Here is a 24,440-nt window from a genome sequence, read left to right as displayed (position 1 = left end):
GCGGGTGATCAGCGGGCGTAGTACTCGACGACGAGCTGCTCGTCGCAGATGACCGGGATTTCCTTGCGGTTCGGGTCGCGGTCCATGCGGAAGGCCAGGGCCTTCAGGTTGACCTGCAGGTAGCGAGGGGTCTCGCCCTCACCCGCGTAGCCACCCTCACGGGCGACCTGGAACGGGTGCTTGTCGCGGCTGCGCTCGCGGACCGTCACGATGTCGTCGGGACGGACGCGGAACGACGGCTTGTCGACCTTGCCACCGTTGACCTCGATGTGGCCGTGGACGACCATCTGACGGGCCTGGTAGATGGTGCGGGCGATGCCCGAACGCAGCACCAGGGCGTCGAGACGGCGCTCGAGCTCGACGACCAGCGCCTCGCCCGTCTTGCCCTCGGCCTTCTTCGCGCGGTCGTACGCGCGGGCCATCTGCTTCTCGGAGATGTCGTACTGAGCGCGCAGACGCTGCTTCTCGAGCAGGCGGACCTTGTAGTCCGAGTTCTGCTTGCGGCCGCGGCCGTGCTCGCCCGGCGGGTAGGGGCGAGCCTCGAAGTACTTGACGGCCTTCGGCGTCAGAGCAATACCGAGGGCGCGAGACTTCTTGACCTTGGGTCGCTTCTGGTTCACGGGGAACCTACCTCCATGTAAGTTAGGTGAGGCTTACCTTAGCGAGGAGGACGTAATGTCTCGACCACATGGGATCCCCCTGCCCAGTGCGCATCGCAGTTCGGACGAATTTGTATCCACGTCCGCTGACGACGACGTTAAGCAAGGTCAGCCGCGTCCCAGGGAAGGCGCTCGACAGCTCACCGGAGCCGAGCGCGTACGAACCCTCGTTGAGTCCAACGCCTCAGTATCCCTCACTCTGCCGGGTGCTCGTGACGCGCGGTGCGCCCGTGAGCTGGAAGACCTCGGGACAGGGATGCGGGCCACACGGACCGTCACCCCGGACGGGGACGTGATTCTCCTTGTGCCAGGGGAATCCGCGGCTGCCAGGGCGGCCGCTCACGCCCAGGACGACGACCTCCCGGCCGTGATCGAGATCACGGACGTGGCGCCGGTGTCCGTGCCCCATCGTATCCGGGCCCGTGCGGTGCTCGCCGGATGGCTGACCCCGGTGCGCGGGGACGACCGGGCGGTGGCCGCCGCGCTGCTGGCCGACCGGCACCCGGTGGAGGAACTGCTGGACCTGGACCCGGACGGGCCCCGGCCGCCGTGGCGGCTGCTGCGCCTGGAGGTCGGCGAGATCACGGTCGACGACCTGTGGGGCGCCGAGACGGTGGACCCGGGCGAGCTGGCCGCGGCCGAGCCCGATCCGCTGTCCCCCTACGAGACGGAGCTGCTCCAGCACCTGGCCGCGGCGCACGGCGACCGGATGCAGGGGCTGTGCGCGCTGCTGGGCGGCCGGGCGGACGGCGGCGGGCGCCGCGCGGTGCCGCTGGCCCTGGACCGCCTCGGACTGCGGGTCCGGCTCACCGGGGACCGGCCCTTCGACGCCCGCTTCGACTTCCCGGAGCCGGTCCGGGACGTGCACGGCCTGCGCCGGGCCATGCACCAGCTCTTCGAGGCGGCGTCCGCCTGAGCCGCCCGGGCCCTACGGGCAGGTGGCCAGCAGCTCGGCGAGGGCGGTCTTCTCCGGGGGCGTGACGCTCAGCGCGTACTTGTGCTTGATCCCGGTGTACCGGCGGGCGTACTCGCACCAGTACGCCCGCCGCGGCGGGCGCCACTTGTCCGCGGTCAGGCTGCCCTTGTCGTAGTTGGTCTGCTTGTCGGCGGCGAGCAGGACGTCGAGGTCGTTGGCGTACGTCAGCCGGCGCGCGGGGGTCCACGCGTAGGCCCCGGCCCGCCAGGCCGCGCCGAGCGCGACGACGTGGTCGGTCTGGATCTGGGAGGCGCGGCGGTAGGAGTACGGCAGCTCCTTGCCGGTGTACGGGTCGTGCAGGACGCCCGAGAGGACCACGCAGGGGTTGCGGTCGCCGACCTTCAGCTGCGCCAGGTCCCGGCGGAGCACGTCGTCACGGGTGTCGCAGCCGTTGCGGCCGCCGGGGGCATCGGTCTCGTCGGACCAGGTCCGGCCGAACTCCTCGCGCCGGTACGTCTGCCAGTTCTTGCCCCAGGCGACGGTGAGCCCGGCCAGCTGGGCCCGGGCCTCGGGGGCGTCCGGCGGGAAGCCCGCGCTCTTGAGGGGCACCCGGCCGACCAGCGCCGCGGCCGATGCCCGCGCCGCGTCCGCGGGGCCGCCGTGCTGGCACCCGGCGGTCGCCGCGACGACCACCACCCCGACCACGGCTCGCCACCGGGTGCACCCGATTCCCATGCGCACACCGCTTCCCCCTCCCCCCACCCCCCAACCAGGCCCTCCCCCATCCAGCCCACCGGGGGCAGATCCGGCCCCGCCGGCGCTCGACTAGGGCGTCTCGCCCCGGAGACGGGTGCGGACGCGCTCCACCACGTCGGCGTACCGGGCCTCGGCGCCGTAGCGGGTCGGTTCGTAGTAGCGGCGGCCGTGGACGGCGTCGGGCGCGTACTGCTGCGCCGCGATGCCCCCCGGCACGTCGTGCGGGTAGACGTACCCCTGGGCGTGGCCCAGCTTGGCCGCCCCCTTGTAGTGCCCGTCCCTCAGATGCGCCGGTACCGGCCCCGCCAGCCCGGCCCGGACATCGGCCAGGGCCGCCCCGATCGCCGTCGTGGCGGTGTTGGACTTGGGCGCCAGCGCCAGCGCGATGGTGGCGTGCGAGAGGGTCAGCGCGGCCTCGGGGAAGCCGATCAGCGCCACCGCCTGGGCCGCCGCGACGGCGGTCGGCAGGGCGGTCGGGTCCGCCAGGCCGATGTCCTCGCTCGCCGAGATCATCAGCCGGCGCGCGATGAAGCGGGGGTCCTCCCCCGCCTCGATCATCCGGGCCAGGTAGTGCAGCGCGGCGTCCACGTCCGAGCCCCGGATGGACTTGATCAGCGCGGAGGCGACGTCGTAGTGCTGGTCGCCGTCCTTGTCGTACTTCACGGCGGCCCGGTCCACCGCCTCCTCCACCGTCTGGAGGGTGATCTCGGGCTCGCCCTTGGCGATCGCCGAGCCGGCCCCCGCCTCCAGCGCGGTCAGCGCGCGCCGCGCGTCCCCGCCGGCGATCCGCAGCAGGTGCGCCTCCGCGTCCGCGGGGAGGGTGACCGCGCCGCCCAGCCCGCGCTCCTCGGTGAGCGCCCGCCGCATCAGCCCCGACAGGTCCTCGTCGGTCAGCGGCTCCAGCGTCAGCAGCAGGGAGCGGGAGAGCAGCGGGGAGATCACCGAGAAGTACGGGTTCTCGGTGGTGGCCGCGATCAGCGTCACCCAGCGGTTCTCCACGGCCGGCAGCAGGGAGTCCTGCTGGGCCTTGCTGAAGCGGTGGATCTCGTCGAGGAAGAGGACGGTCTCCTTGCCGTACCCGCCGGCCGCCCGGCGGGCGCCCTCGATGACGGCGCGCACCTCCTTGACGCCCGCGGTGATCGCGGACAGCTCCACGAACCGCTTCTGGGTGGCCTGGCTGACCACGTACGCCAAGGTGGTCTTGCCGATCCCGGGCGGCCCCCACAGGATCACCGAGGAGGCGCCGGCCGGACCGCCGCTGCCGTCGCCGACCAGGCGGCGCAGCGGCGAGCCGGGCTTGAGCAGGTGCTGCTGGCCCACCACCTCGTCGAGGGTGCGGGGGCGCATGCGGACGGCGAGCGGGGAGCTCGCCGGGTCCTTCTCCTGGCGGTCCTCGGCAGCTGCGGTGAAGAGATCGGGTTCCACACCCACGAGCCTATTGCAGGGGTCCGACAACCCCGCCCGGCCCGTCCCCGGCGGACCGGCTCAGGAGGTCCAGAAGTCCCACCAGCGGGTCAGGATCAGCATGCCGATGATCCCGACGTGCAGCACCGGAGGCACCCAGGCGAACTCGTCCAGGAAGGACCTGAGCCAGCCGGGCGCGGGCAGCAGGCCGTGGCGGACGTTGTGCGCGGTGACGTACCAGAAGAGGAAGATCGTCGCGACCCAGGCCAGGCAGCACCACAGGCAGAGCGAGTTGATGTTGTACAGCGACTGGTACTGGAGCCAGGTGCAGAAGGCCACGCCGAAGAGGGTGCCGGCGTTGAAGGTCAGCCAGTACCAGCGCCCGAAGCGGGCCCCCGCCAGCAGGCTCATGCCGACGCAGATCACGATGCCGTAGGAGACCAGGCCGAGCATCGGGTTCGGGAAGCCGAAGGCGGAGGCCTGGTCGCTCTTCATGATGTTGCCGCAGGCGACGACCGGGTTCAGGCTGCAGCCCGGGACGAAGTCCGGGTCCTCCAGCAGCTTGAACTTGTCGATCGTGATCACCCAGGCGGCCAGCAGGCCCGCCGCGCCGGTGATCAGGAGCAGTACGGCCAGCGCCCTGCTGCCGCCGACGGTCCTTCTGGTCTCCACCCCTGCTGTGCTCATGGCGTGCGTCGTTCCCCGTCCGTATCGGTGGCCGGCCCGTGCCGGGCACGGCCATTGTGCCGTACGGCGAGGTCGGACGGCCGGGGCCGGCCCCGCGGGGCCGGCCCGGACGCGTCAGACCAGCCTGGCCCGGACCGAGGCCACCAGGTCGGCGACGGGCACCGAGACCTGCTCGCCCGACTCCATGTCCTTGAGCTGCACCACGCCCTCGGCGAGGTCCCGCTCCCCGGCGACGACGGTGAACCGCGCCCCCGACCGGTTCGCGTCCTTCATGGCGCCCTTGAGGCCCTTGCCGCCGTACGAGAAGTCGGCCGCGACCCCCGCCTTGCGCAGCTCGGTGACGGCGGCGAAGAGCACCCGGCGCGCCTGGTCGCCCAGCGCCACCGCGAAGACCTCGGTGGTCGGCGGGATGTCCAGCTCGATGCCCTCGGCCTCCAGGGCCAGGACCGTGCGGTCCACGCCCAGCGCCCAGCCCACCGACGGCAGCGCGGGGCCGCCGATCATCTCGGAGAGGCCGTCGTAGCGGCCGCCGCCGCCGACCGCGGACTGCGAGCCCAGGCCGTCGTGGACGAACTCGAAGGTGGTGCGGGTGTAGTAGTCCAGGCCGCGCACCAGCTTGGGGTCGTCCTCGAAGACCACCCCGGCGGCCGTGATCAGCTCGCGGACCTCCTCGTGGTAGGCCTTGCAGGCCTCGCAGAGGTAGTCGCGCAGCATCGGCGCGCCGGTCAGCTGCTTCTGCACCGCCTCGCGCTTGTCGTCCAGCACCCGCAGCGGGTTGATCTCGATCCGGCGGACGGTCTCCTCGTCCAGGTCCAGCTCGCGCAGGAAGCCCTGCAGCGCCTCGCGGTAGACCGGCCGGCACTCCTTGTCGCCCAGGGAGTTGAGCAGGATGCGGAAGTCGCGCAGACCCAGCGAGCGGTACGCCTGGTCGGCCAGGATGATCAGCTCGGCGTCCAGCGCCGGGTCCTCGGCCCCGATGGCCTCGGCGCCGACCTGCGAGAAGTGGCGGTAGCGGCCCTTCTGCGGGCGCTCGTAGCGGTAGTACGAACCGGAGTACCAGAGCTTGACCGGCAGCCCGCCGGCCTTGTGCATGTTGGCCTCCAGCGCCGCGCGCAGCACGGAGGCGGTGCCCTCCGGGCGCAGTGCCAGGCTGGCCCCGCCCTTGGTGGTGAGGGTGTACATCTCCTTGGTCACGATGTCGGTCGACTCGCCGACACCGCGGGCGAAGAGGTCCACGTCCTCGAAGCCGGGCGTCTCGACGTAGCCGTACCCGGACCGGCGCAGCGGGCCGGAGATGGCCTCGCGGACCGCCAGGTACTTCGCGGAGTACGGCGGGATCAGGTCGTACGTGCCCTTGGGGGCCTTGAAGGTGCTCACGGAAGTCTCGTCACATTCCTCGTCGCGGAGCGGCGGTGCCGCCTCCGAGGCCGGCGGCGACTTCCCTCAGGTAGGGGTTGGTCGCGCGCTCACGGCCGATGGTGGTCTGGGGACCGTGGCCGGACAGCACCACGGTCGAGTCGTCGAGCGGCAGGCACACCCGGGCCAGCGACTCGAGGATCTCGGCGTGGGAGCCGCCGGGCAGGTCGGTGCGTCCGATGGAGCCGGCGAAGAGCAGGTCGCCGGAGAAGAACACGGACGGGACGTCCGCGGCCTCCGGCATCCGGAAGGTCACCGACCCCTTGGTATGCCCGGGCGCGTGCGCGACGGAGAAGTCCAGACCGGCGAGGCTCAGCTTGCTGCCGTCCGTGAGCTCACGGACGTCGTCGGGCTCCCCCACGGTCAGCTCCCCCATCAGCGGCATGCCGATGGAGCGGCCGAGGGCCTTTTCGGGGTCGCTCATCATGTAGCGGTCGTCCGGGTGGATCCACGCGGGGACGTCGTGCGCCCCGCAGACCGGGACCACCGAGGCCACGTGGTCGATGTGGCCGTGGGTGAGGACGACCGCGACGGGCTTGAGCCGATGCTTCTTCAGCGTGTCCTCGACGCCCTGGGCGGCCTGGTGGCCCGGGTCGATGATCACGCACTCCTCACCGGCGGCGGGGGCGACCACGTAACAGTTGGTCCCCCAGGCCCCGGCGGGGAACCCGGCAATGAGCACGTTCGTCCTTAGATCGTCATCGGCTGGTGCCTGCGCTGGTGATGGCAGCAGGTCAGAGCCTACCGGCGCTGCTCATCTCACAGGTAACCCATATACGGTACGGCGTACCCAGCCCGGACAGCGGTACCCGAGAGCCACAAGGAGACGACCCGGTGGTCAGCAGCGATCAGCGGCGGAAGAACGCCAGGGAGAAGTTCGAGCGCCAGCAGGAGCGCAGGGTCAAGGCCCAGCGCGAGGCGCGCAAGCGGGCGGCCGTCATCGGCTCGGCCGTGGCGGTGGTGGTCGCGGCCGTGGTGGCGACCGTCGCCGCCGGCGTCTTCGACAAGAAGGACGCCACGGCCCAGCCCGCCGCGAGCCCGTCCCCGTCGGCCACCCCCTCGGCCACGCCCTCGGGGAAGCCCGAGCCGAAGATGGCGATCGACCAGAAGGCGAAGTACACCTTCGCGATCAAGACCGACCAGGGCGAGATCAAGATCGCCATGGACGCCGCGAAGACCCCGCACACGGTCAACTCGTTCAAGTCGCTGGCCGACCAGGGCTACTTCGACAAGACCAAGTGCCACCGCCTGACCACGGCCGGCATCTTCGTGCTCCAGTGCGGCGACCCGCAGGGCACCGGCAGCGGCGGCCCCGGCTACACCATCCCGGACGAGAACCTGGACGGCCTGGGCAAGGCCGGCGCGGACGGCACGGTCACCTACCCGGCCGGCGCCGTGGCGATGGCGAACACGAGCGCCCCGCACACCGGCGGCAGCCAGTTCTTCCTCGTCTACAAGGACTCGAAGCTGCCGCCGTCCTACACGCCGTTCGGCACCATGGACGCGGCCGGTCTCAAGACGGTCGAGAACGTCGCCAAGGCGGGAGTGGCCGGCGGGGCCACCGACGGCGCCCCCAAGACGGCGGTCACCGTCCAGAAGGCGACCGTCACGAAGGACTGACCGGGGCGGAAGCCCGGGCCGCCGCCGATTTTCCGTCGCGCTGGATGCGGACAGGCGGCCCGGCGTTCGCCTATGTTGGCGTTGTGCAGGGCGGGCCGCTGCCCGCCCCAGGAAACTGTGGACGATGCCGAGGGGGTGTTCCCCCCGCTTGCAGGCATCAGGTGGAGGAGGCGCTGTGAGCAGCGACCCGTGGGGCCGCGTCGACGAGACGGGCACCGTGTACGTGCGTACTGCCGAGGGCGAGAAGGTCGTCGGATCGTGGCAGGCGGGCACCCCTGAGGAGGCCCTGGCCTACTTCGAGCGCAAGTACGAGGGCCTGGTGGTCGAGATCGGCCTCCTCGAACGGCGGGTGCGGACCACCGACCTGTCCGCCAAGGACGCCACGACGGCGATCGACCACCTGCGCCAGCAGGTCGAGGAGCACCACGCCGTGGGCGACCTCGACGCGCTGCGCACGCGCCTGGACAAGCTGGTCGCGACCGTCGAGTCGCGCCGCGAGGAGCGCAAGGTCGCCAAGGCCAAGCAGACGGACGAGTCGAAGCACGCCAAGGAGGCGCTGGTCGCCGAGGCCGAGGAGCTGGCGCAGAGCGACCAGTGGCGGTCGGCGGGCGAGCGGCTGCGGGCCCTGGTGGACACCTGGAAGGGCCTGCCCCGGCTCGACCGCAAGTCGGACGACGAGCTGTGGCACCGCTTCTCGCACGCCCGCTCGGCCTTCTCCAAGCGCCGCAAGGCCCACTTCGCGTCGCTGGACGCGCAGCGGGAGGACGCCCGCAAGGTCAAGGAGAAGCTGGTCGCCGAGGCCGAGTCGCTGTCCGGCTCGACGGACTGGGGCCCCACGGCCGCCCGGTACCGCGAGCTGATGGCGGACTGGAAGGCCGCCGGCCGCGCCCAGCGCGAGTCGGAGGACGAGCTGTGGAACCGCTTCCGCGGCGCCCAGGACGTCTTCTTCGCGGCCCGCGGCGAGGTGTTCGCCGAGCGTGACGCGGAGCAGGCGGAGAACCTCAAGCTGAAGGAGGAGCTGGCCGAGGAGGCCGAGAAGCTCGTCCCGGTGACGGACCTGAAGGCGGCCCGGGCGGCCTTCCGTTCCGTCAACGAGCGCTGGGAGGCCATCGGCCACGTGCCGCGGGACGCCCGTCCCAAGGTCGAGGGCCGGATGCACGCCGTCGAGCGGGCCATCCAGGAGTCCGAGGAGGCCGAGTGGCGCCGGACCAACCCGGAGGCGCGGGCCCGCGCCGCGGGTCTGACCGGTCAGCTCCAGGACGCCGTCGACAAGCTCCAGAAGCAGATCGACACGGCCCGCGCGGCCGGCCAGGACGCCAAGGCCGACAAGCTGGCGCGTGAGCTCGAGGGCCGCCAGGCCCTGCTCGACCAGGCCCTCAAGGGCCTCGAGGAGTTCGGCGGCTGATCCCGGCCGCACGCGCAGGGGCCCCGGTTCGAAGGATCGAACCGGGGCCCTTCCGCGTGGCGCGCGCTACGGCCGGCGGGCCGAGGTCACGCGGTAGACGTCGTAGACGCCCTCGACGCCGCGTACGGCCTTCAGGACGTGGCCCAGGTGCTTGGGGTCGCCCATCTCGAAGGTGAAGCGGGAGGTGGCCACCCGGTCGCGGGAGGTCTGCACCGCCGCGGACAGGATGTTGACGTGCTGGTCGGACAGGACGCGGGTGACGTCCGACAGGAGCCGGGACCGGTCCAGCGCCTCGACCTGGATGGCGACCAGGAAGACGGAGGACTGGGTGGGCGCCCACTCGACCTCGAGGATCCGCTCGGGCTGCTGCGAGAGCGAGTCGACGTTGACGCAGTCGGCCCGGTGGACCGAGACGCCGCTGCCGCGGGTGACGAAACCGATGATCGGGTCGCCCGGCACCGGGGTGCAGCAGCGGGCCAGCTTGACCCAGACGTCCTCGACGCCCTTGACGACCACGCCCGGGTCGGCGTTGGCCCGGCGCTTGGCCCGGCCGCGCGAGGGCGGGACGCTCTCCTCGATGTCCTCGTTGGCCGCCTCCTCGCCGCCCATGGCCTGGACGAGCTTGGAGACCACGGCCTGCGCGGAGACGTGCCCCTCGCCGATCGCCGCGTACAGCGAGGAGATGTCGGGGTAGCGCATCTCGTGGGCGAGGGTGACCAGGGAGTCGCCGGTCAGGATCCGCTGGATCGGCAGGTTCTGCTTGCGCATGGCCCGCGCGATGGCGTCCTTGCCCTGCTCGATCGCCTCGTCCCGGCGCTCCTTGGAGAACCAGGCGCGGATCTTGTTGCGGGCCCGCGGGGACTTGACGAAGCCCAGCCAGTCCCGGGACGGGCCGGCGCCCTCGGCCTTGGAGGTGAAGACCTCGACCAGGTCGCCGTTGTCGAGGGTGGACTCCAGCGGCACCAGGCGGCCGTTGACCCGGGCCCCTATGGTCCGGTAGCCGACCTCGGTGTGCACCGCGAAGGCGAAGTCGACCGGGGTGGCCCCGGCCGGCAGCGCTATGACGTCGCCCTTGGGCGTGAAGACGAAGACCTCGTTGCGCGAGAGGTCGAAGCGCAGCGAGTCCAGGAACTCGCCCGGGTCCTCGGTCTCCTTCTGCCAGTCCAGCAGCTGCCGCAGCCAGGCCATGTCGTTGACGGTGTCCTGGCCGGCGCTGCCCTTGGCGGCCTGCGGGACGTCCGTGCGGACCTTGGAGGCGCCGGCGACGGTCTGCTGCTTGTACTTCCAGTGCGCGGCGATGCCGTACTCGGCGCGGCGGTGCATGTCGAAGGTGCGGATCTGCAGCTCGACCGGCTTGCCGTTGGGCCCGATGACCGTCGTGTGCAGCGACTGGTACATGTTGAACTTGGGCATCGCGATGTAGTCCTTGAACCGCCCCGGAACCGGGTTCCAGCGGGCGTGGACGGTGCCCAGCGCCGCGTAGCAGTCGCGGACGGTGTCCACCAGGACGCGGATGCCCACCAGGTCGTAGATCTCGGCGAAGTCCCGGCCCCGCACGATCATCTTCTGGTAGACGCTGTAGTAGTGCTTGGGGCGGCCGGTGACGGTGGCCTTGATGCGGGCGGCCCGCAGGTCCGTCTGGACCTCGTCGGTGACGACCGCCAGGTACTCGTCGCGCTTGGGCGCGCGCTCGGCGACCAGGCGGACGATCTCGTCGTACATCTTGGGGTAGAGGATCGCGAAGGCGAGGTCCTCCAGCTCCCACTTGATGGTGTTCATGCCCAGGCGGTGGGCCAGCGGCGCGTAGATCTCGAGGGTCTCGCGGGCCTTCTTCTCCTGCTTCTCCCGCTTGAGGTAGCGCATGGTGCGCATGTTGTGCAGGCGGTCGGCGAGCTTGATGACCAGGACGCGCGGGTCCTTGGCCATGGCGACGACCATCTTGCGGACCGTCTCGGCCTGCGCGGCCTCGCCGAACTTGACCTTGTCGAGCTTGGTGACGCCGTCGACCAGCAGGGCCACCGCGTCGCCGAAGTCGCGGCGCAGCTGCTCCAGACCGTACTCGGTGTCCTCGACGGTGTCGTGCAGCAGGCCGGCCATCAGCGTCGCCGGGTCCATGCCCAGCTCGGCGAGGATGGTGGTGACGGCCAGCGGGTGCGTGATGTACGGATCGCCGCTCTTGCGCTTCTGGCCGCGGTGCCAGCGCTCGGCGACCTGGTAGGCGTTCTCGATCTGCCGCAGGGTGGCGGTCTCGATCTTCGGGTCGTTGCTGCGCACGATCCGCAGCAGCGGTTCGAGGACCGGGTTGTACGGGTTGGAACGCTGGACGCCCAGCCGGGCGAGCCGGGCCCGCACCCGGTTGGAGGAGCCGGCGGACTTGGCCGGCAGGGGCCGCGGCGGCACCGGGGGCAGCGGCTTCGGGGCGGGGGCGGGCGTGCTGCCGGACGCCGCGGGCCGGTCGGCCGGCTGGTCGGGCTGCGCGGCGGGGAGTGGCTGGACCTCGTCTGGCAAGAGCGCTCCTCTGGGGGACCCCCAGCCGAAGTCTGGGGGAGGATCCGGGGCCCCCGGTCAGGTCCGGAAAAACCCATGGTAGCGAGCGTTTGCTCCGGCCGTTTCCCCCGCCCATCCTGCGGACGTCCGGCCCCGGCCGCATCCCGGGCCGGAAAACACGACGGCGGCGGGCCCCGGGAGGAATCCGGGACCCGCCGCCGTGCGGCGACTAGACGACGATCAGGGCTTCCAGCGGAGCCCCGGCGAGGGCCGGCTCCAGGCGGGCCCGGCCCGCGAGGAAACCGAGCTCCATCAGGACCGCCACGCCCGCGACCTCGGCCCCGGCCCGCCGGATCAGCTCCAGCGAGGCCTCGGCGGTGCCGCCGGTGGCGAGCACGTCGTCGATGACCATGACCCGGTCACCCGGCGCCAGGTCCTCGGCGTGCACCTCGATCTCGGCGGTGCCGTACTCGAGCTCGTACGCCTGCTTGAGCGTGGCGCCGGGGAGCTTGCCGGCCTTGCGGACCGGCACGAAGCCGATCTTGGACTGCACGGCCACCGGCGCCGCCAGGATGAACCCGCGGGCCTCCAGACCGACGATCTTCGTGGCGCCGTGCCGGACGCACAGCTCCGCGAGGGCGTCGGTGAGGGCGCCGAAGGCCTCCGGGTCCGCCAGCAGCGGGGTGATGTCCTTGAACATCACCCCCGGCTTCGGGTAGTCCGCGACGTCCTTGATCCGGGAGAGCAGCAGCTCGCGCACGTCCCCGGTCATCGGCGGCGACCCGAGGCCCGGCCGGCGGCCGGACCGGTCTGGCCCACGACCTCGGCGCCGTGCTCCTGCTCGTCACCGGCCGACTCGCCCTTGGCGGCGGCCGACGCGCGCTTGGCCAGCACCCGCTTGCGCAGGGCCACCATCGCCGGGTCGCGCTCCTTGAGGTCGGCGACCAGCGGGGTCGCGATGAAGATCGAGGAGTACGCACCGGCCGCGAGGCCGACGAACAGCGACAGCGAGATGTCGTTGAGCATGCCCGCGCCCAGGAAGCCGCCGCCGATGAAGAGCAGGCCGGCGACCGGGAGCAGCGCCACGACGGTGGTGTTGATCGAGCGGACCAGCGTGCCGTTGAGGCTGCGGTTGGCGATCTCGCTGTAGGTGTAGCGGTTCTGCTTGGTGATGTCCTTGGAGGCTTCCTTGAGACCGTCGAAGACGACGACGGTGTCGTAGAGGGAGTAACCGAGGATGGTCAGCAGACCGATGACGGTGCCCGGGGTGACCTCGAAGCCGACCAGCGCGTAGATGCCGACGGTGATGGTGAGGTCGTGGATCAGGGCGATCAGGGCCGCGACGGCCATCCGCCACTCGAAGGCGATGGCCAGGTAGATCACCACGAGGATCATGAACACGGCCAGGCCGGTCCACGCCTTGTTGGCGATCTGCTCACCCCAGCTGGGGCCGACCAGGTCGGCGTTGATGTCCGCTTCCTTGACCGACAGGTCGGCGGCGAGCTTCGTCTTGACGCCGTTGGCCTGGTCGGTGTCCAGACCGCTGACCTGGATGCGCAGGGTGCCGTTGCCGAGCTTCTGGACGATCGCGTCGTGGCCGGAGGCGGCCTCGGCCGCCTCCTGGGCCTTGGAGACGGAGACGTCGGTCTTCGGGGTGGTGAAGACCGCGCCGCCCTTGAACTCGATGCCCATGTTGAGGCCCTGGACCGCCAGCGCCACGATCGCCGTGATGGTGATCAGGACGGAGACGCCGTACCAGATGAAGCGCTTGCCGACGAAGTCGTAGCTGACCTCGCCCTTGTGCAGGCGGGCGCCGAGGTTTCCGAGCTTCGACATCTCACACCTCCTGGGGTTCGACACGGGCGGCGGAAGTGGAGCGGCGGGTGCTCCGCAGCGGCGGCTTCGCGCCGAGCCGCTTCGGGTCCAGACCGGACCAGGGGTGGCCGTTGCCGAAGAACTTCGTCCGGGCCAGCAGCGTCATGATCGGCTTGGTGAAGAGGAACACCACGACCACGTCGAGCAGGGTGGTCAGGCCGAGCGTGAAGGCGAAGCCCTGGACCTTGCCGACGGTGACGATGAAGAGCACCGCGGCGGCGAGGAAGGAGACGAAGTCGGAGACCAGGATGGTGCGCCGGGCCCGCGGCCAGGCACGCTCCACGGCCGGACGCAGCGTACGGCCCTCCATGATCTCGTCGCGGATGCGCTCGAAGTACACGATGAAGGAGTCGGCGGTGATACCGATCGCGACGATCGCACCGCAGACCGCGGGCAGGTTCAGCGCGAACCCGATGCCCTTGCCCAGCAGCGCCATGATCGTGTACGTCAGGATCGCCGACACCAGGAGGCTGACGATCGCGATGAACGCGAGCCCGCGGTAGTAGGCCACCAGGTAGATGATGACCAGCGCGAGGCCGATGGCACCGGCGATCAGACCGGCCTTCAGCTGCTCCCCGCCGAGGGCGGCGGTCACGGTGGTGACGCTGTCCTCCTGGAAGGTCAGCGGCAGCGCACCGTAGGAGAGCATGTTGCCCAGGTCCTGCGCGGACTGCTGGTTGAAGCTGCCGGAGATCTCGGCCTGGCCACCGGCGATGGTGCTGCTGACCGAGGGGGCCGAGACCACGTCGCCGTCGAGGACGATGGCGAACTGGTTCTGCGGGGACTGCTTCTTCGAGAGCTCACCGGTGGTCTTGGCGAACTTGTCGGCGCCCTTGTCGGTGAACTTCAGCTGGACGATCCACATCGCGCGCTGCGGGTCGAGCACGCCCTTGGCGTCCGAGACGTCCTTGCCCTCGACGTCGACCGGGCCCAGGAGGTACTTCTCCCACTGGTCGACGGAGTTCTTGCCGCAGGCCACGATGGTGTCGGTGGTCTTGGCACCGAGGTTCGCGGTGGTCCGCTGCGTCTCGACGGCGCAGTTCAGCGAGGCGAACTTCTTCTGCAGGTCGCCGGCGCCGGCGTCGGCGGAGGGGGTCGGCGTCGGGGCCTTCCCGTCCTTCTTCGCACCGACCGGGTCCGTCTTCGGCGGGGTCGGGTTACCGGTGGCCGTCACGGTCTCCGGGACCGCGCGGCCCTGCGAGGAGGCGCTGGCCTTCGGGGTCGGCGTGCCCTTGCCGCCGTCGGCCTTCGGCTTGCCGGAGGCGCTGGGGGTCGGGGTCGGGGTCGGCTCCGGGGCCTGCGGGGTACCGGGGGCCGCCGCGATCACCGGGCGGAAGTAGAGCTGGGCGGTGGTGCCGACCTGCTCGCGGGCCTGCTTCTCGTTCGTCCCCTTGGGGATGTTCACGATGATGTGGTCGCGACCCTGGGTCTGCACCTCGGCCTCGGAGACACCGAGACCGTTGACACGACGCTCGATGATCGAGACCGCCGTGTTCATGTTGGTGGGGTTGATCGCGTCCTTCTTGCCCGGCTCGTTCTTCGCCTTGAGCGTGATGCTCGTACCGCCGGCGAGGTCGATGCCCAGGCGCGGCGTCGTCTGCTTGGAGATGAACATCCCCGCGGTGAGCGCCACCATCGCGATCAGGATCACCGCCAGGGCACGGCCCGGCCTGCCCTGAGCCCCCGCGGGCCGTCGGCCCTTCTTCGGTGCTGCCACCTTGTCGTATCTCCCTGTCCAACCGCCGGCGCCGGGTATGCGCTCGGGCGGCCACGAAAGTGTTGTGGGGGCCTGCCCCCCGCAGAAGTGAGCCGGGGCCGGGACCGCGCGGGACGCCGGTGGGCGCCGCGCGGTCCGCGACCGGCGGACTTACTTCGCGTCGGCCTCGCCGTCGGTCTTTCCGTCCTTCGTGCCCTCGGCCTTGTCGCCGCCGTCGGCCTCGGCCTTGCCGAGGTCGATCTTGGCGTCGTCGGCCGGACCCTCGGTGAGCGAAGACGCGTCGTCCGGTACGACCGGCGCGTCGATCGTCAGATCATCACCGGCACCGTGGACGATGCGGTTGTACTCCTCGTCCTCCAGGACGGCACCGATGGCGTTCTTCGCGTACACCGCGTGCACGCCGGGAGCCACCTCGAGGGTGACGGTGTCGTCACCGACCTCCTTGACCGTGGCGTACATGCCGCCGATGGTGCGGACGCCGGTGCCGGGTCCCATCTGGTCGCGCATCGAGACGGCCGCCTGCTGCTTCTTCTTGGCAGAGCGGGTCATCAGGAACATGGCCCCGATGAGCACGATGAACGGGAGGAAGGTCACAAGACTGCTGCTCATGGGACGGAGTTCCTTCGCACGACCGCGCTGACGAGCGGCCTTTTCTACGGGGGTGGGCACACCGACCTCGAGACGGTCGGCATCGGCGGAGTCTAGGCGAGTCCACACCGATGGAACAACGCCCAGCATGGCACCACGGTTCCTGACCAGGCGACCTTCCGCGCCGTCACGCCCCGAAGAGGCCCTGTTGTCCGCTTGATCCGGATCCGCCGTGCGCCGGCGGTACGAGTCCCAGGTGCGCCCACGCCGCGGGCGTGGCGACCCGCCCCCGGGGCGTCCGGGCCAGCAGACCCTCGCGGACCAGGAAGGGCTCGGCGACCTCCTCGACGGTCTCGCGCTCCTCCCCCACCGCCACGGCCAGCGTGGACAGGCCCACCGGGCCCCCGCCGAACAGCTTGAGCAGCGCCTCCAGGACGGCCCGGTCCAGCCGGTCCAGGCCACGCCCGTCGACCTCGTACACGCTCAGCGCGGCACCGGCCACCTCGCGGGTGATCACCCCGTCGGCCCGCACCTGGGCGTAGTCCCGGACCCGGCGCAGCAGCCGGTTGGCGATGCGGGGGGTGCCCCGGGAGCGGCCGGCGATCTCCGCCGCGCCCTCTGCGTCGATCTCCACGTCCAGCAGCCGCGCGGAGCGGTGCACGACCCGCTGCAGCTCCTCGGGGGCGTAGAACTCCATGTGCCCGGTGAAGCCGAACCGGTCCCGCAGCGGGGGCGGCAGCAGACCGGCCCGGGTGGTGGCGCCGACCAGGGTGAAGGGCGGCAGCTCCAGCGGGATGGCGGTGGCCCCGGGGCCCTTGCCGACGATGACGTCGACCCGGAAGTCCTCCATGGCCATGTACAGCATCTCCTCGGCCGGCCGGGACATGCGGTGGATCTCGTCGAGGAACAGCACCTCGCCCTCCTGGAGCGAGGAGAGGATCGCGGCCAGGTCCCCGGCGTGCTGGATCGCGGGGCCGGAGGTGATCCGGATCGGGGCGCCCATCTCGGCCGCGATGATCATCGAGAGGGTGGTCTTGCCGAGTCCGGGCGCACCCGAGAGCAGGACGTGGTCGGCGGTGGCGCCGCGCTGCCGGGCGGCCTTGAGCACCAGGTCGAGCTGGGCGCGGACCTTCTCCTGGCCGACGAACTCGTCCAGGTCCTTGGGGCGCAGGGCCGCCTCGACGGCGGTGTCCTCGCCGTCCGCCGCGGCGGCCACCAGGCGCGCCTCGGCCTCTGCGGTGGATTCCTCGTCCCAGTTCACGGTGTCCTTCTCGGTCGTTACGGGTCATCTCCCCGGCGGACTGGACGTGCGGAGCACGTTCCAGCCCCGCTGGGGCACCTCCCAGCGGTAGCTGGGAGATTGCGGCGCGGGGGTCTGGGGGCGGAGCCCCCAGCCGCTCAGCGGGCCCGGTTCAGAGTCTGCAGCGCGGCCCGCAACAGCTGCGGCACCGGCGCCGAACCCGTCTCGGCCAGGGCGGCCTCGGCCTGCGGGGCGACCGCCGAGACGGCCTCCTCGGCCTCACGCGCCGCGTACCCCAGCCCGATCAAGGCCGCAGCCAGCTGCTCGCTCCAGGGCGCCGGACCGGCCGCGGCGGCGGCGCGCTGCGCGCCGACCATGCCACTGGCCCCCAGCGGGGCGCCCAGCTTGTCCTTCAGTTCGAGGAGGAGCTTCTGGGCGCCCTTCTTGCCGATGCCGGGCACGGCCATCAGGGCCTTCTCGTCGCCGGTGGAGACCGCCACCCGCAGCGCGTCGGGGCGGTGCACGCCCAGCATCGCCTGGGCCAGCCGGGGACCGACGCCGCTGGCGGTCTGGAGCAGTTCGAAGACCTGCCGCTCGTCGTCGTCGGCGAAGCCGTAGAGGGTGAGCGAGTCCTCGCGCACCACCAGGGAGGTGGCCAGTTTCGCGCTCTCCCCGATCCGCAGGCCCGCGATGGTGTCCGGGGTGCACTGGACCGCCATGCCCACGCCGCCGACCTCGATCACGGCCGTGGTGGGGGCGAGCGCGGCGACGGGGCCGCTGACGAAGGCGATCATGCGGTACGGCCTTTCGATGCGTGCAGGGCGACGGCCTGCTGGAGCCGGTTCTGGGCGGGGGCCCGCCAGATGTGGCAGATGGCGAGGGCGAGGGCGTCGGCGGCGTCGGCCGGCTTGGGCGGCGCGTCCAGCCGCAGCAGCCGGGTGACCATCGCCCCGACCTGCGCCTTGTCGGCCCGGCCGCTGCCGGTGACGGCGGCCTTGACCTCGCTGGGGGTGTGCAGGTGGACGGGGATGCCCCGGCGCGAGGCGCACAGCATGGCCACCGCGCTGGCCTGGGCGGTGCCCATCACCGTGCGGACGTTGTGCTGGCTGAACACCCGCTCCACCGCGACGCGTTCGGGCCGGTACTCGTCCAGCCACGCCTCGATGCCGCGCTCGATGTCCACCAGCCGCAGGCCGATGTCCGCGTCGGCCGGGGTGCGCACCACGCCGACGCCGAGCATCTTGAGGGGACGGCCCGCGACGCCCTCGACCACACCCACGCCGCACCGGGTCAGCCCCGGGTCCACCCCGAGCACACGCACGCGCCACCCCTCCTTGGTTCACCTGTTCGTGCAGGCTACCGGCCGGCACCGACAACGCCGCACAGGCGCCGCCGCAGGGCCCGCCGGCCCTCGGCCGCAGACGCGGACGGGCCGACGGGGAAATCCCCGTCGGCCCGTCCGGCGAAGCGGTGCGGCGGATCAGGCGTCGACCTTCTCCATGACCTCGTCGCTCACGTCGAAGTTGGCGAAGACGTTCTGCACGTCGTCGCTGTCCTCCAGCGCGTCGATCAGCTTGAACATCTTGCGCGCGCCCTCCTCGTCCAGCTCCACCTGCATGGACGGGACGAAGCTGGACTCGGCCGAGTCGTAGTCGATGCCGGCCTCCTGGAGCGCGGTGCGCACCGCGACCAGGTCGGTGGCCTCGGAGATGACCTCGAACTGCTCACCGAGGTCGTTCACCTCCTCGGCGCCGGCCTCGAGCACCGTCTCCAGGACGTCGTCCTCGGACAGCTCGCCCTTGGGCAGCACGACGACGCCCTTGCGGTTGAACAGGTACGAGACCGAACCCGGGTCGGCCATCGAGCCGCCGTTGCGGGTCATGGCCACGCGCACGTCGGACGCGGCACGGTTGCGGTTGTCGGTCAGGCACTCGATGAGCACCGCGACGCCGTTCGGGCCGTAGCCCTCGTACATGATCGTCGCGTAGTCGACGCCGCCGGCCTCGAGACCACCGCCGCGCTTGACCGCGGAGTCGATGTTCTTGTTGGGCACCGAGCTCTTCTTGGCCTTCTGGATGGCGTCGAAGAGGGTCGGGTTGCCCTCGGGGTCGGCGCCGCCCGTACGGGCCGCGACCTCGATGTTCTTGATCAGCTTCGCGAAGAGCTTGCCGCGCTTGGCATCGATCACGGCCTTCTTGTGCTTCGTCGTAGCCCATTTAGAGTGGCCGGACATCCGCCTGTCTCCTTCGCGTAACCAACAGTGTTCGTCCCGATCCTACCGGGAGGGCGTCAGGCGCTGTCGCGCACCATGTCCACGAAGTACGCGTGGACCCGGTCGTCGCCCGTCAGCTCCGGGTGGAACGAGGTCGCCAGGACGTTGCCCTGGCGCACCGCGACGGTGTGGCCCTCGTACGTGGCCAGCACCTCGGCGGCGCCGCCGACCGACTCGACCCACGGCGCGCGGATGAAGACGCCCTCGACGGGGCCGCCCTCGATGCCGGCGAAGTCGATCTGCGCCTCGAAGGATTCGTTCTGCCGGCCGAAGGCGTTGCGGCGCACGATCATGTCGATGCCGCCCAGGGTCTCCTGGTCCTCACGGCCGTCCAGCAGCTTGTCCGCGAGCATGATCATGCCCGCGCAGGTGCCGTAGACGGGCATGCCGGCGCGCACCCGCTCGCGCAGCGGCTCCAGCATGCCGAACAGCACGGCGAGCTTCGACATGGTCGTGGACTCGCCGCCGGGGATCACCAGGGCGTCGACCTCGGCGAGCTCCTCGGGGCGCCGGACCGGCCTGGCCACGGCGTCCGCCGAGGCCAGGGCGATCAGGTGCTCCCGTACGTCGCCCTGCAGCGCGAGGACGCCGATGACGGGGGGATTCTTCATGACGGGGGTGCCTTACCAGCCGCGGTTGGCGTAGCGCTCGGCCTCGGGCAGCGTGTCGCAGTTGATGCCGACCATGGCCTCGCCCAGGTTGCGGGACGCGTCCGCGATGATCTTCGGGTCGTCGTAGAAGGTGGTGGCCTTCACGATGGCGGCGGCGCGCTTGGCCGGGTCGCCCGACTTGAAGATGCCGGAGCCGACGAAGACGCCCTCGGCACCGAGCTGGCGCATCAGCGCGGCGTCGGCCGGGGTGGCGACGCCACCGGCGGAGAAGAGCACCACGGGGAGCTTGCCGAGCTCGGCGACCTCCTTGACGAGCTCGTACGGGGCGCGCAGCTCCTTGGCGGCGGCGTACAGCTCGTTGTTGTCGAAGCCGCGCAGCTTGGCGATCTCGTTCTTGATCTGGCGCAGGTGGCGGACGGCCTCGACGACGTTGCCCGTGCCGGCCTCGCCCTTCGAGCGGATCATGGCCGCGCCCTCGGCGATGCGGCGCAGGGCCTCGCCCAGGTTGGTGGCACCGCAGACGAAGGGGGTGGTGAAGGCCCACTTGTCGGAGTGGTTGACCTCGTCGGCCGGGGTCAGGACCTCGGACTCGTCGATGTAGTCGACGCCGAGCGACTGCAGGACCTGGGCCTCGACGAAGTGGCCGATGCGGGACTTGGCCATGACCGGGATGGAGACGGCCTCGATGATCTCTTCGATCATGTTCGGGTCGGACATGCGGGCCACGCCGCCGTCCTTGCGGATGTCCGCGGGGACCCGCTCCAGGGCCATGACGGCCACGGCGCCGGCGTCCTCGGCGATCTTCGCCTGCTCGGCGTTGACCACGTCCATGATCACGCCGCCCTTGAGCTGCTCGGCCATGCCGCGCTTGACGCGGGAGGTGCCGATGGCCGACTCAGCGGACTGCGGGGTGGTGGGAAGCGTGCTCACGGATTGACCTCACTCGAACGGAGACGGGGTACTGCTTGTGTCAGGAAACCCGGCCGACCAGTCCACTGCAAGGGCCAATGTGGAGCGAGTGGATCCTTGCGCGTGCCACTGTGGCCAGTGTCAGCTTCCCGGACGGTCTGCCAAGGCCACCGGAGGCTCGTCGTCCATCTCGAAGGCCAACGGGAACGGCGCATGACCCGCCAAGCGGAACCACCGCACCTTGCGGTGCCGGCGCAGCGCCCGGGCCGCCCGCACCGCGTCGTTGTGGAAGCGCCGTGCCATCGGCACCCGGCGCACCGTCGCCGCCAGCTCCCCGGCCGCCTCCTCGCCCCCGGGGGCCTCCTTGACGGCGGCCACCTGGTCCGGGTCCGCGAAGACCGCGCGCAGCGCCTGGCTCAGCTCGCTCTCGGCCACCTCCCGGTGGTCCTCCTCGGCCAGCCGGGCCGCGTGCGCGGCCTCGTACAGCACGATCGAGGCGGCCGGATCGAGCACGCCCGAGGTCGCCACCTCCAGCGCGGCCGACGCACGCCGCACCAGCTGCGCGTCCAGGGCGGCCCGGGCGGCGTCGATCCGGGCGTGCAGCCGGTCGAGCCGGCCGGCGGTCCAGCTGAGGTAGACGCCCACGGCGACCAGCGCCACGGCGATCCAGACGAGGGTTTCGATCACGGGCGGCGACTCTACCCTTCCGCTGCGCTTGGCCCTTCGCCCCTGCTGCGGCCCGGCCTTCTGGTGCCGCGGGCACCAGCCCCCGTCACCACCCCGGGGCTCCGCCCCGGACCCCGCGCCTCAATCGCCGGCGAGGCTTGATTCGCCACTCCCACACGCCGCGGCGGAAGCCCGGCGGTCAGTCGCGCGTCAGGCCCCAGCGGGTCCGCAAGGAGACCCGCTCGTCCATGTCGACCACGGCCGCGCCGTCCGTCACCGTCTCGTAGACCGCGAGGATGTCCGCCCCCACCGTCGACCAGTCGAAGCGCCGCACGTGCGCCGCACCCCGCTCGCTGAGCGCCGCCCGCCGCGCCGGGTCCTTCAGCAGCCGCACCGCCCCCGCGGCCAGCGCCGCCGGGTCCTCGTTGGCGAACAGGTCCCCCGCCGCACCCTGGTCCAGCACCTGCGCGAAGGCGTCCAGGTCCGCGGCGAGCACCGGCGCCCCCGCCGACAGCGCCTCCACCAGGATGATGCCGAAGCTCTCGCCGCCCGTGTTCGGCGCCACGTACACGTCCACGCTGCGCAGCAGCCGCGCCTTGTCCTCGTCCGAGACCATCCCGAGGAACGTCACCCGCGAGCGCAGCTCCTCGGGCAGCGAGGCCACCGCCTCCTCCTCGTCGCCCCGGCCCGCCACCAGCAGCCGCACCTCCGGGCACTCGGCCACGATCTGCGGGAAGGCCGCCATCAGCACCGGCAGGCCCTTGCGCGGCTCGTCGATCCGGCCGATGAAGCCGAGCGTCGCCCCGCTCCACTCCGGATTCGGCTCGGCCTTCTCGAAGAAGCCGACGTCCACGCCGTTCGGGATGACCACCGCGTCCCCGCCCAGGTGCTCCACCAGCGTGCGCCGCGCGTACTCGCTCACCGCGATCCGCGCGCTGATCTTCTCCAGCGCCGGCTGCAGGATCGGGTACGCCGCGATCATCGCCCGCGACCGCGGGTTCGAGGTGTGGAAGGTGGCCACGATCGGCCCCGAGGCGGCCCAGCAGCTCAGCAGGCCCAGCGACGGCGAGGTCGGCTCGTGGATGTGGATCACGTCGAAGCCGCCGTCGGCCAGCCACCGCCGCACCCGCGCCGCCGACAGGAAACCGAAGTTCAGCCGGGCCACCGAGCCGTTGTACGGCACCGGCACGGCCCGCCCCGCCGACACCACGTACGGCGGCAGCGGCGTCTCGTCGTCCGCCGGCGCCAGCACCGACACCTCGTGCCCCAGCCGGATCAGGTGCTCGGCCAGGTCCCGGATGTGGAACTGCACCCCGCCGGGCACGTCCCAGGAGTACGGGCAGACGATGCCGATCCTCATGCCGCGCCCTCCCGCTCCGCCGCGGCCGCCGCGGCACCGGACACCGGGTCGCCGCCGCGCGGCTCCAGGTCGTCCAGCCACAGCCGCTGGAGCATGTGCCAGTCCTGCGGGTGCGCCGCGATCCCCGACGCGAAGGCGGTGGCCAGCTCCTGCGTCATCGCCGCCGTCTTCGCCACCCGGGTGCCCTCCGCGGGCACCTCCACGGGCGGATGGATCCGCCCCTTCATCCGCGTGCCGTCGTACCACAGCGTCACCGGCAGCAGCAGCGCACCCGTCTGCTGGGCCAGCAGCGCCGGCCCGGCCGGCATCCGCGCCGTCGCCCCGAAGAAGTCCACCGCCACGCCCGAGGCCGACAGGTCCCGGTCCGCCACCAGGCAGATCAGCCCGCCCGACCGCAGCCGCCGCGCCAGGGTCCCGAAGGCCGCGCCGCCGCTGTGCGGCAGCACCTCCATGCCCAGCCCCTCGCGGTACGCCACGAAGCGGTCGTACAGCGTCTCCGGCTTCAGCCGCTCCGCGACCGTCGTGAACGGCACCCCCACGTACGTGGTCACCCACGCGCCCGCCAGGTCCCAGTTCGCCAGGTGCGGCAGCGCCACGATCACGCCCCGGCCGGACGCGATGCCGTCCCGCAGGTGGTGCTCGCCCTCGATCTCCACGTCCGCCCGGATCCGCGCGGCGTCCCACGCCGGCAACCGGAAGGACTCCATCCAGTAGCGCATGTACGAGCGCATCCCGGCCCGCGACAGCTCCCGCAGCCGCTCCGGACCCGCCTCCGGCACCACCCGCGCCAGGTTCGACTCCAGCCGCAGCACGCTCTTGCCGCGCCGCCGCCACGCGAAGTCCGCGATCCGCCGGCCCAGGCCCACCGCCACCGGCTCCGGAAGCCTCTTGACCGTGCCCCAGCCCAGCCCGTACACGCCGTCCGTCAGACGGTCGCGCAGCGTCACACCGCACCGCCCTCGGCGGCGGCCCGCCCGGCCGCGGCCTCGGCCTCGGCCGCATCGGCCTCCGCCGACTCACGGCGCACCGTCACCACCCGCTGCACCAGCGTCACCAGCGAGCCGACCGCCACCACCCACAGCGCCACCGGCAGCAGCACGCCGATCCAGCTCGGCACCCCGAACTTCTCCAGTCCGGACACACCCGCCGCCACCAGCGAGATCACCAGCCGCTCGGCGCGCTCGATCATGCCGTTCACCGCCACCGGCAGCCCGATCGACTCGCCCCGGGCCTTCGTGTACGACACCACCTGCCCACTGGCCAGGCAGAAGATCGCCACCGCGCACAGCAGGTTGTCGTGCCCCGAGCCCGCGTACCAGAGCGCCAGCCCACCGAAGATGGCCGCGTCCGCCACCCGGTCGAGCGTCGAGTCCAAGAACGCGCCCCATCGGCTGGACACCCCGGCCTGCCGCGCCATGTTCCCGTCGACCAGGTCGGAGAAGACGAACGCGGTGATGGTGATCGTGCCCCAGAAGAACTCGCCCCGGGGGAAGAAGACCAACGCCCCCGCCACCACTCCGGCCGTGCCGATCAAGGTGACGGCGTCGGGGCTCACCCCCCGGCGGAGCAGAAACGCGGCGAACGGCGTGAGGACACGCGTGAAGAATGCACGCGCGTACTTGTTCAGCATGGCCTTCCCAGAGGGTCGCTGGGCCGCGCGGCCACAGCGGCCACCGGCTGGCCCATGGTAGCCAGCACCCGCGCGTCCACCCCCGCGTACCCACCGGTTCGCGTCCGGTACGACGTATGGACGCACCCGGGCACCGGTGCAAAGCTCGAAGGACCGCGGGCATCGCCGGAGCCGTCGATTCCCCCTCCCGACTCCCCCGGGGCCCCGCTCCACCCTCCTCAC

General features: G+C 71.7%; 24 protein-coding genes. 3 read left to right on the top strand and 21 right to left on the bottom strand.

The window, feature by feature from the left end:
- Window positions 1-8 precede the first annotated feature (8 nt).
- Window positions 9-620 carry a 30S ribosomal protein S4 gene (rpsD, locus tag AB0O40_RS00335; protein ID WP_365034035.1) on the bottom strand — a complete coding sequence of 204 codons (612 nt, stop codon included), beginning with the start codon at window positions 618-620 and terminating at the stop codon, window positions 9-11.
- 55 nt (window positions 621-675) lie between these two features.
- Here rpsD and AB0O40_RS00330 point away from each other — a divergent pair, with 55 nt between their 5' ends.
- Window positions 676-1,575 (top strand): DUF2470 domain-containing protein, encoded by a 900-nt coding sequence (locus tag AB0O40_RS00330; protein ID WP_365034033.1) that lies wholly within the window; start codon window positions 676-678, stop codon window positions 1,573-1,575.
- Between the two features lie 12 nt (window positions 1,576-1,587).
- On the opposite strand, the gene AB0O40_RS00325 is transcribed toward AB0O40_RS00330, so the two are convergent.
- From AB0O40_RS00325 to AB0O40_RS00305, 5 genes are all read right to left on the bottom strand, one after another.
- Window positions 1,588-2,310, bottom strand: a complete 723-nt coding sequence (locus AB0O40_RS00325; protein ID WP_365034031.1) for an HNH endonuclease family protein — start codon at window positions 2,308-2,310, stop codon at window positions 1,588-1,590.
- A 90-nt stretch (window positions 2,311-2,400) separates the two neighbouring features.
- Window positions 2,401-3,756 carry a replication-associated recombination protein A gene (locus tag AB0O40_RS00320; protein ID WP_365034029.1) on the bottom strand — a complete coding sequence of 452 codons (1,356 nt, stop codon included), beginning with the start codon at window positions 3,754-3,756 and terminating at the stop codon, window positions 2,401-2,403.
- Between the two features lie 60 nt (window positions 3,757-3,816).
- A complete protein-coding gene (locus AB0O40_RS00315) occupies window positions 3,817-4,422 on the bottom strand; it encodes a vitamin K epoxide reductase family protein (RefSeq protein WP_365034027.1) in 606 nt (201 codons plus the stop codon).
- Window positions 4,423-4,536: 114 nt separating this feature from the next.
- The gene (gene hisS / locus AB0O40_RS00310; RefSeq protein ID WP_365034026.1) at window positions 4,537-5,799 is read right to left on the bottom strand and encodes a histidine--tRNA ligase; all 1,263 of its coding nucleotides are present in this window, start codon (window positions 5,797-5,799) and stop codon (window positions 4,537-4,539) included.
- A 10-nt stretch (window positions 5,800-5,809) separates the two neighbouring features.
- Window positions 5,810-6,520 carry an MBL fold metallo-hydrolase gene (locus AB0O40_RS00305; protein WP_365034024.1) on the bottom strand — a complete coding sequence of 237 codons (711 nt, stop codon included), beginning with the start codon at window positions 6,518-6,520 and terminating at the stop codon, window positions 5,810-5,812.
- A gap of 152 nt (window positions 6,521-6,672) precedes the next feature.
- On the opposite strand from AB0O40_RS00305, the gene AB0O40_RS00300 reads away from it, so the two are divergent.
- Entirely contained in the window at window positions 6,673-7,458 is a 786-nt protein-coding gene (locus tag AB0O40_RS00300; RefSeq protein ID WP_365034022.1) for a peptidylprolyl isomerase, read from the top strand.
- A gap of 175 nt (window positions 7,459-7,633) precedes the next feature.
- Window positions 7,634-8,863, top strand: a complete 1,230-nt coding sequence (locus AB0O40_RS00295) for a DUF349 domain-containing protein (RefSeq protein ID WP_365034020.1) — start codon at window positions 7,634-7,636, stop codon at window positions 8,861-8,863.
- A 66-nt stretch (window positions 8,864-8,929) separates the two neighbouring features.
- On the opposite strand, the gene AB0O40_RS00290 is transcribed toward AB0O40_RS00295, so the two are convergent.
- The 15 genes from AB0O40_RS00290 to pgsA form a co-directional block, all read right to left on the bottom strand.
- Entirely contained in the window at window positions 8,930-11,371 is a 2,442-nt protein-coding gene (locus AB0O40_RS00290; protein WP_365034018.1) for a bifunctional (p)ppGpp synthetase/guanosine-3',5'-bis(diphosphate) 3'-pyrophosphohydrolase, read from the bottom strand.
- A gap of 208 nt (window positions 11,372-11,579) precedes the next feature.
- A complete protein-coding gene (locus AB0O40_RS00285) occupies window positions 11,580-12,122 on the bottom strand; it encodes an adenine phosphoribosyltransferase (protein WP_365034016.1) in 543 nt (180 codons plus the stop codon).
- Window positions 12,119-13,186, bottom strand: a complete 1,068-nt coding sequence (gene secF / locus AB0O40_RS00280) for a protein translocase subunit SecF (RefSeq protein WP_365034014.1) — start codon at window positions 13,184-13,186, stop codon at window positions 12,119-12,121. The genes AB0O40_RS00285 and secF overlap by 4 nt, the downstream gene beginning before the upstream one ends.
- 1 nt (window position 13,187) lies before the next feature.
- Complete coding sequence (secD, locus tag AB0O40_RS00275; protein ID WP_365034012.1) at window positions 13,188-14,942, bottom strand: protein translocase subunit SecD; 1,755 nt, start codon at window positions 14,940-14,942, stop codon at window positions 13,188-13,190.
- Between the two features lie 150 nt (window positions 14,943-15,092).
- Window positions 15,093-15,551, bottom strand: a complete 459-nt coding sequence (gene yajC / locus AB0O40_RS00270; protein ID WP_365034011.1) for a preprotein translocase subunit YajC — start codon at window positions 15,549-15,551, stop codon at window positions 15,093-15,095.
- Between the two features lie 166 nt (window positions 15,552-15,717).
- On the bottom strand, window positions 15,718-16,791 hold the full coding sequence (ruvB, locus tag AB0O40_RS00265) for a Holliday junction branch migration DNA helicase RuvB (RefSeq protein WP_365034009.1): 1,074 nt from the start codon (window positions 16,789-16,791) through the stop codon (window positions 15,718-15,720).
- A 137-nt stretch (window positions 16,792-16,928) separates the two neighbouring features.
- Complete coding sequence (ruvA, locus tag AB0O40_RS00260; protein WP_365034007.1) at window positions 16,929-17,564, bottom strand: Holliday junction branch migration protein RuvA; 636 nt, start codon at window positions 17,562-17,564, stop codon at window positions 16,929-16,931.
- Window positions 17,561-18,091 (bottom strand): crossover junction endodeoxyribonuclease RuvC, encoded by a 531-nt coding sequence (gene ruvC / locus AB0O40_RS00255; RefSeq protein WP_365034005.1) that lies wholly within the window; start codon window positions 18,089-18,091, stop codon window positions 17,561-17,563. The genes ruvA and ruvC overlap by 4 nt, the downstream gene beginning before the upstream one ends.
- Window positions 18,092-18,250: 159 nt before the next feature.
- Window positions 18,251-19,003, bottom strand: a complete 753-nt coding sequence (locus tag AB0O40_RS00250; RefSeq protein ID WP_365034003.1) for a YebC/PmpR family DNA-binding transcriptional regulator — start codon at window positions 19,001-19,003, stop codon at window positions 18,251-18,253.
- Window positions 19,004-19,059: 56 nt separating this feature from the next.
- Complete coding sequence (gene pdxT / locus AB0O40_RS00245; RefSeq protein ID WP_365034001.1) at window positions 19,060-19,653, bottom strand: pyridoxal 5'-phosphate synthase glutaminase subunit PdxT; 594 nt, start codon at window positions 19,651-19,653, stop codon at window positions 19,060-19,062.
- Between the two features lie 12 nt (window positions 19,654-19,665).
- Complete coding sequence (gene pdxS, locus AB0O40_RS00240; RefSeq protein WP_365033999.1) at window positions 19,666-20,583, bottom strand: pyridoxal 5'-phosphate synthase lyase subunit PdxS; 918 nt, start codon at window positions 20,581-20,583, stop codon at window positions 19,666-19,668.
- A 120-nt stretch (window positions 20,584-20,703) separates the two neighbouring features.
- Complete coding sequence (locus AB0O40_RS00235) at window positions 20,704-21,249, bottom strand: hypothetical protein (protein ID WP_365033997.1); 546 nt, start codon at window positions 21,247-21,249, stop codon at window positions 20,704-20,706.
- A 178-nt stretch (window positions 21,250-21,427) separates the two neighbouring features.
- Window positions 21,428-22,588: a glycosyltransferase family 4 protein gene (locus AB0O40_RS00230; RefSeq protein WP_365033995.1), complete on the bottom strand. Its 1,161-nt coding sequence runs from the start codon at window positions 22,586-22,588 to the stop codon at window positions 21,428-21,430.
- Entirely contained in the window at window positions 22,585-23,535 is a 951-nt protein-coding gene (locus AB0O40_RS00225) for a phosphatidylinositol mannoside acyltransferase (protein WP_365033993.1), read from the bottom strand. Before AB0O40_RS00225 ends, AB0O40_RS00230 begins: the two co-directional genes overlap by 4 nt.
- On the bottom strand, window positions 23,532-24,218 hold the full coding sequence (gene pgsA, locus AB0O40_RS00220) for a phosphatidylinositol phosphate synthase (RefSeq protein ID WP_365033991.1): 687 nt from the start codon (window positions 24,216-24,218) through the stop codon (window positions 23,532-23,534). Before pgsA ends, AB0O40_RS00225 begins: the two co-directional genes overlap by 4 nt.
- Window positions 24,219-24,440: the final 222 nt, after the last annotated feature.

Source organism: Streptomyces sp. NPDC089919 (assembly GCF_040684615.1).
GTDB lineage: Bacteria > Actinomycetota > Actinomycetes > Streptomycetales > Streptomycetaceae > Streptomyces.
Note: the sequence above shows the minus strand (reverse complement) of the source record. Positions and strands in the feature narration are given on the sequence as shown.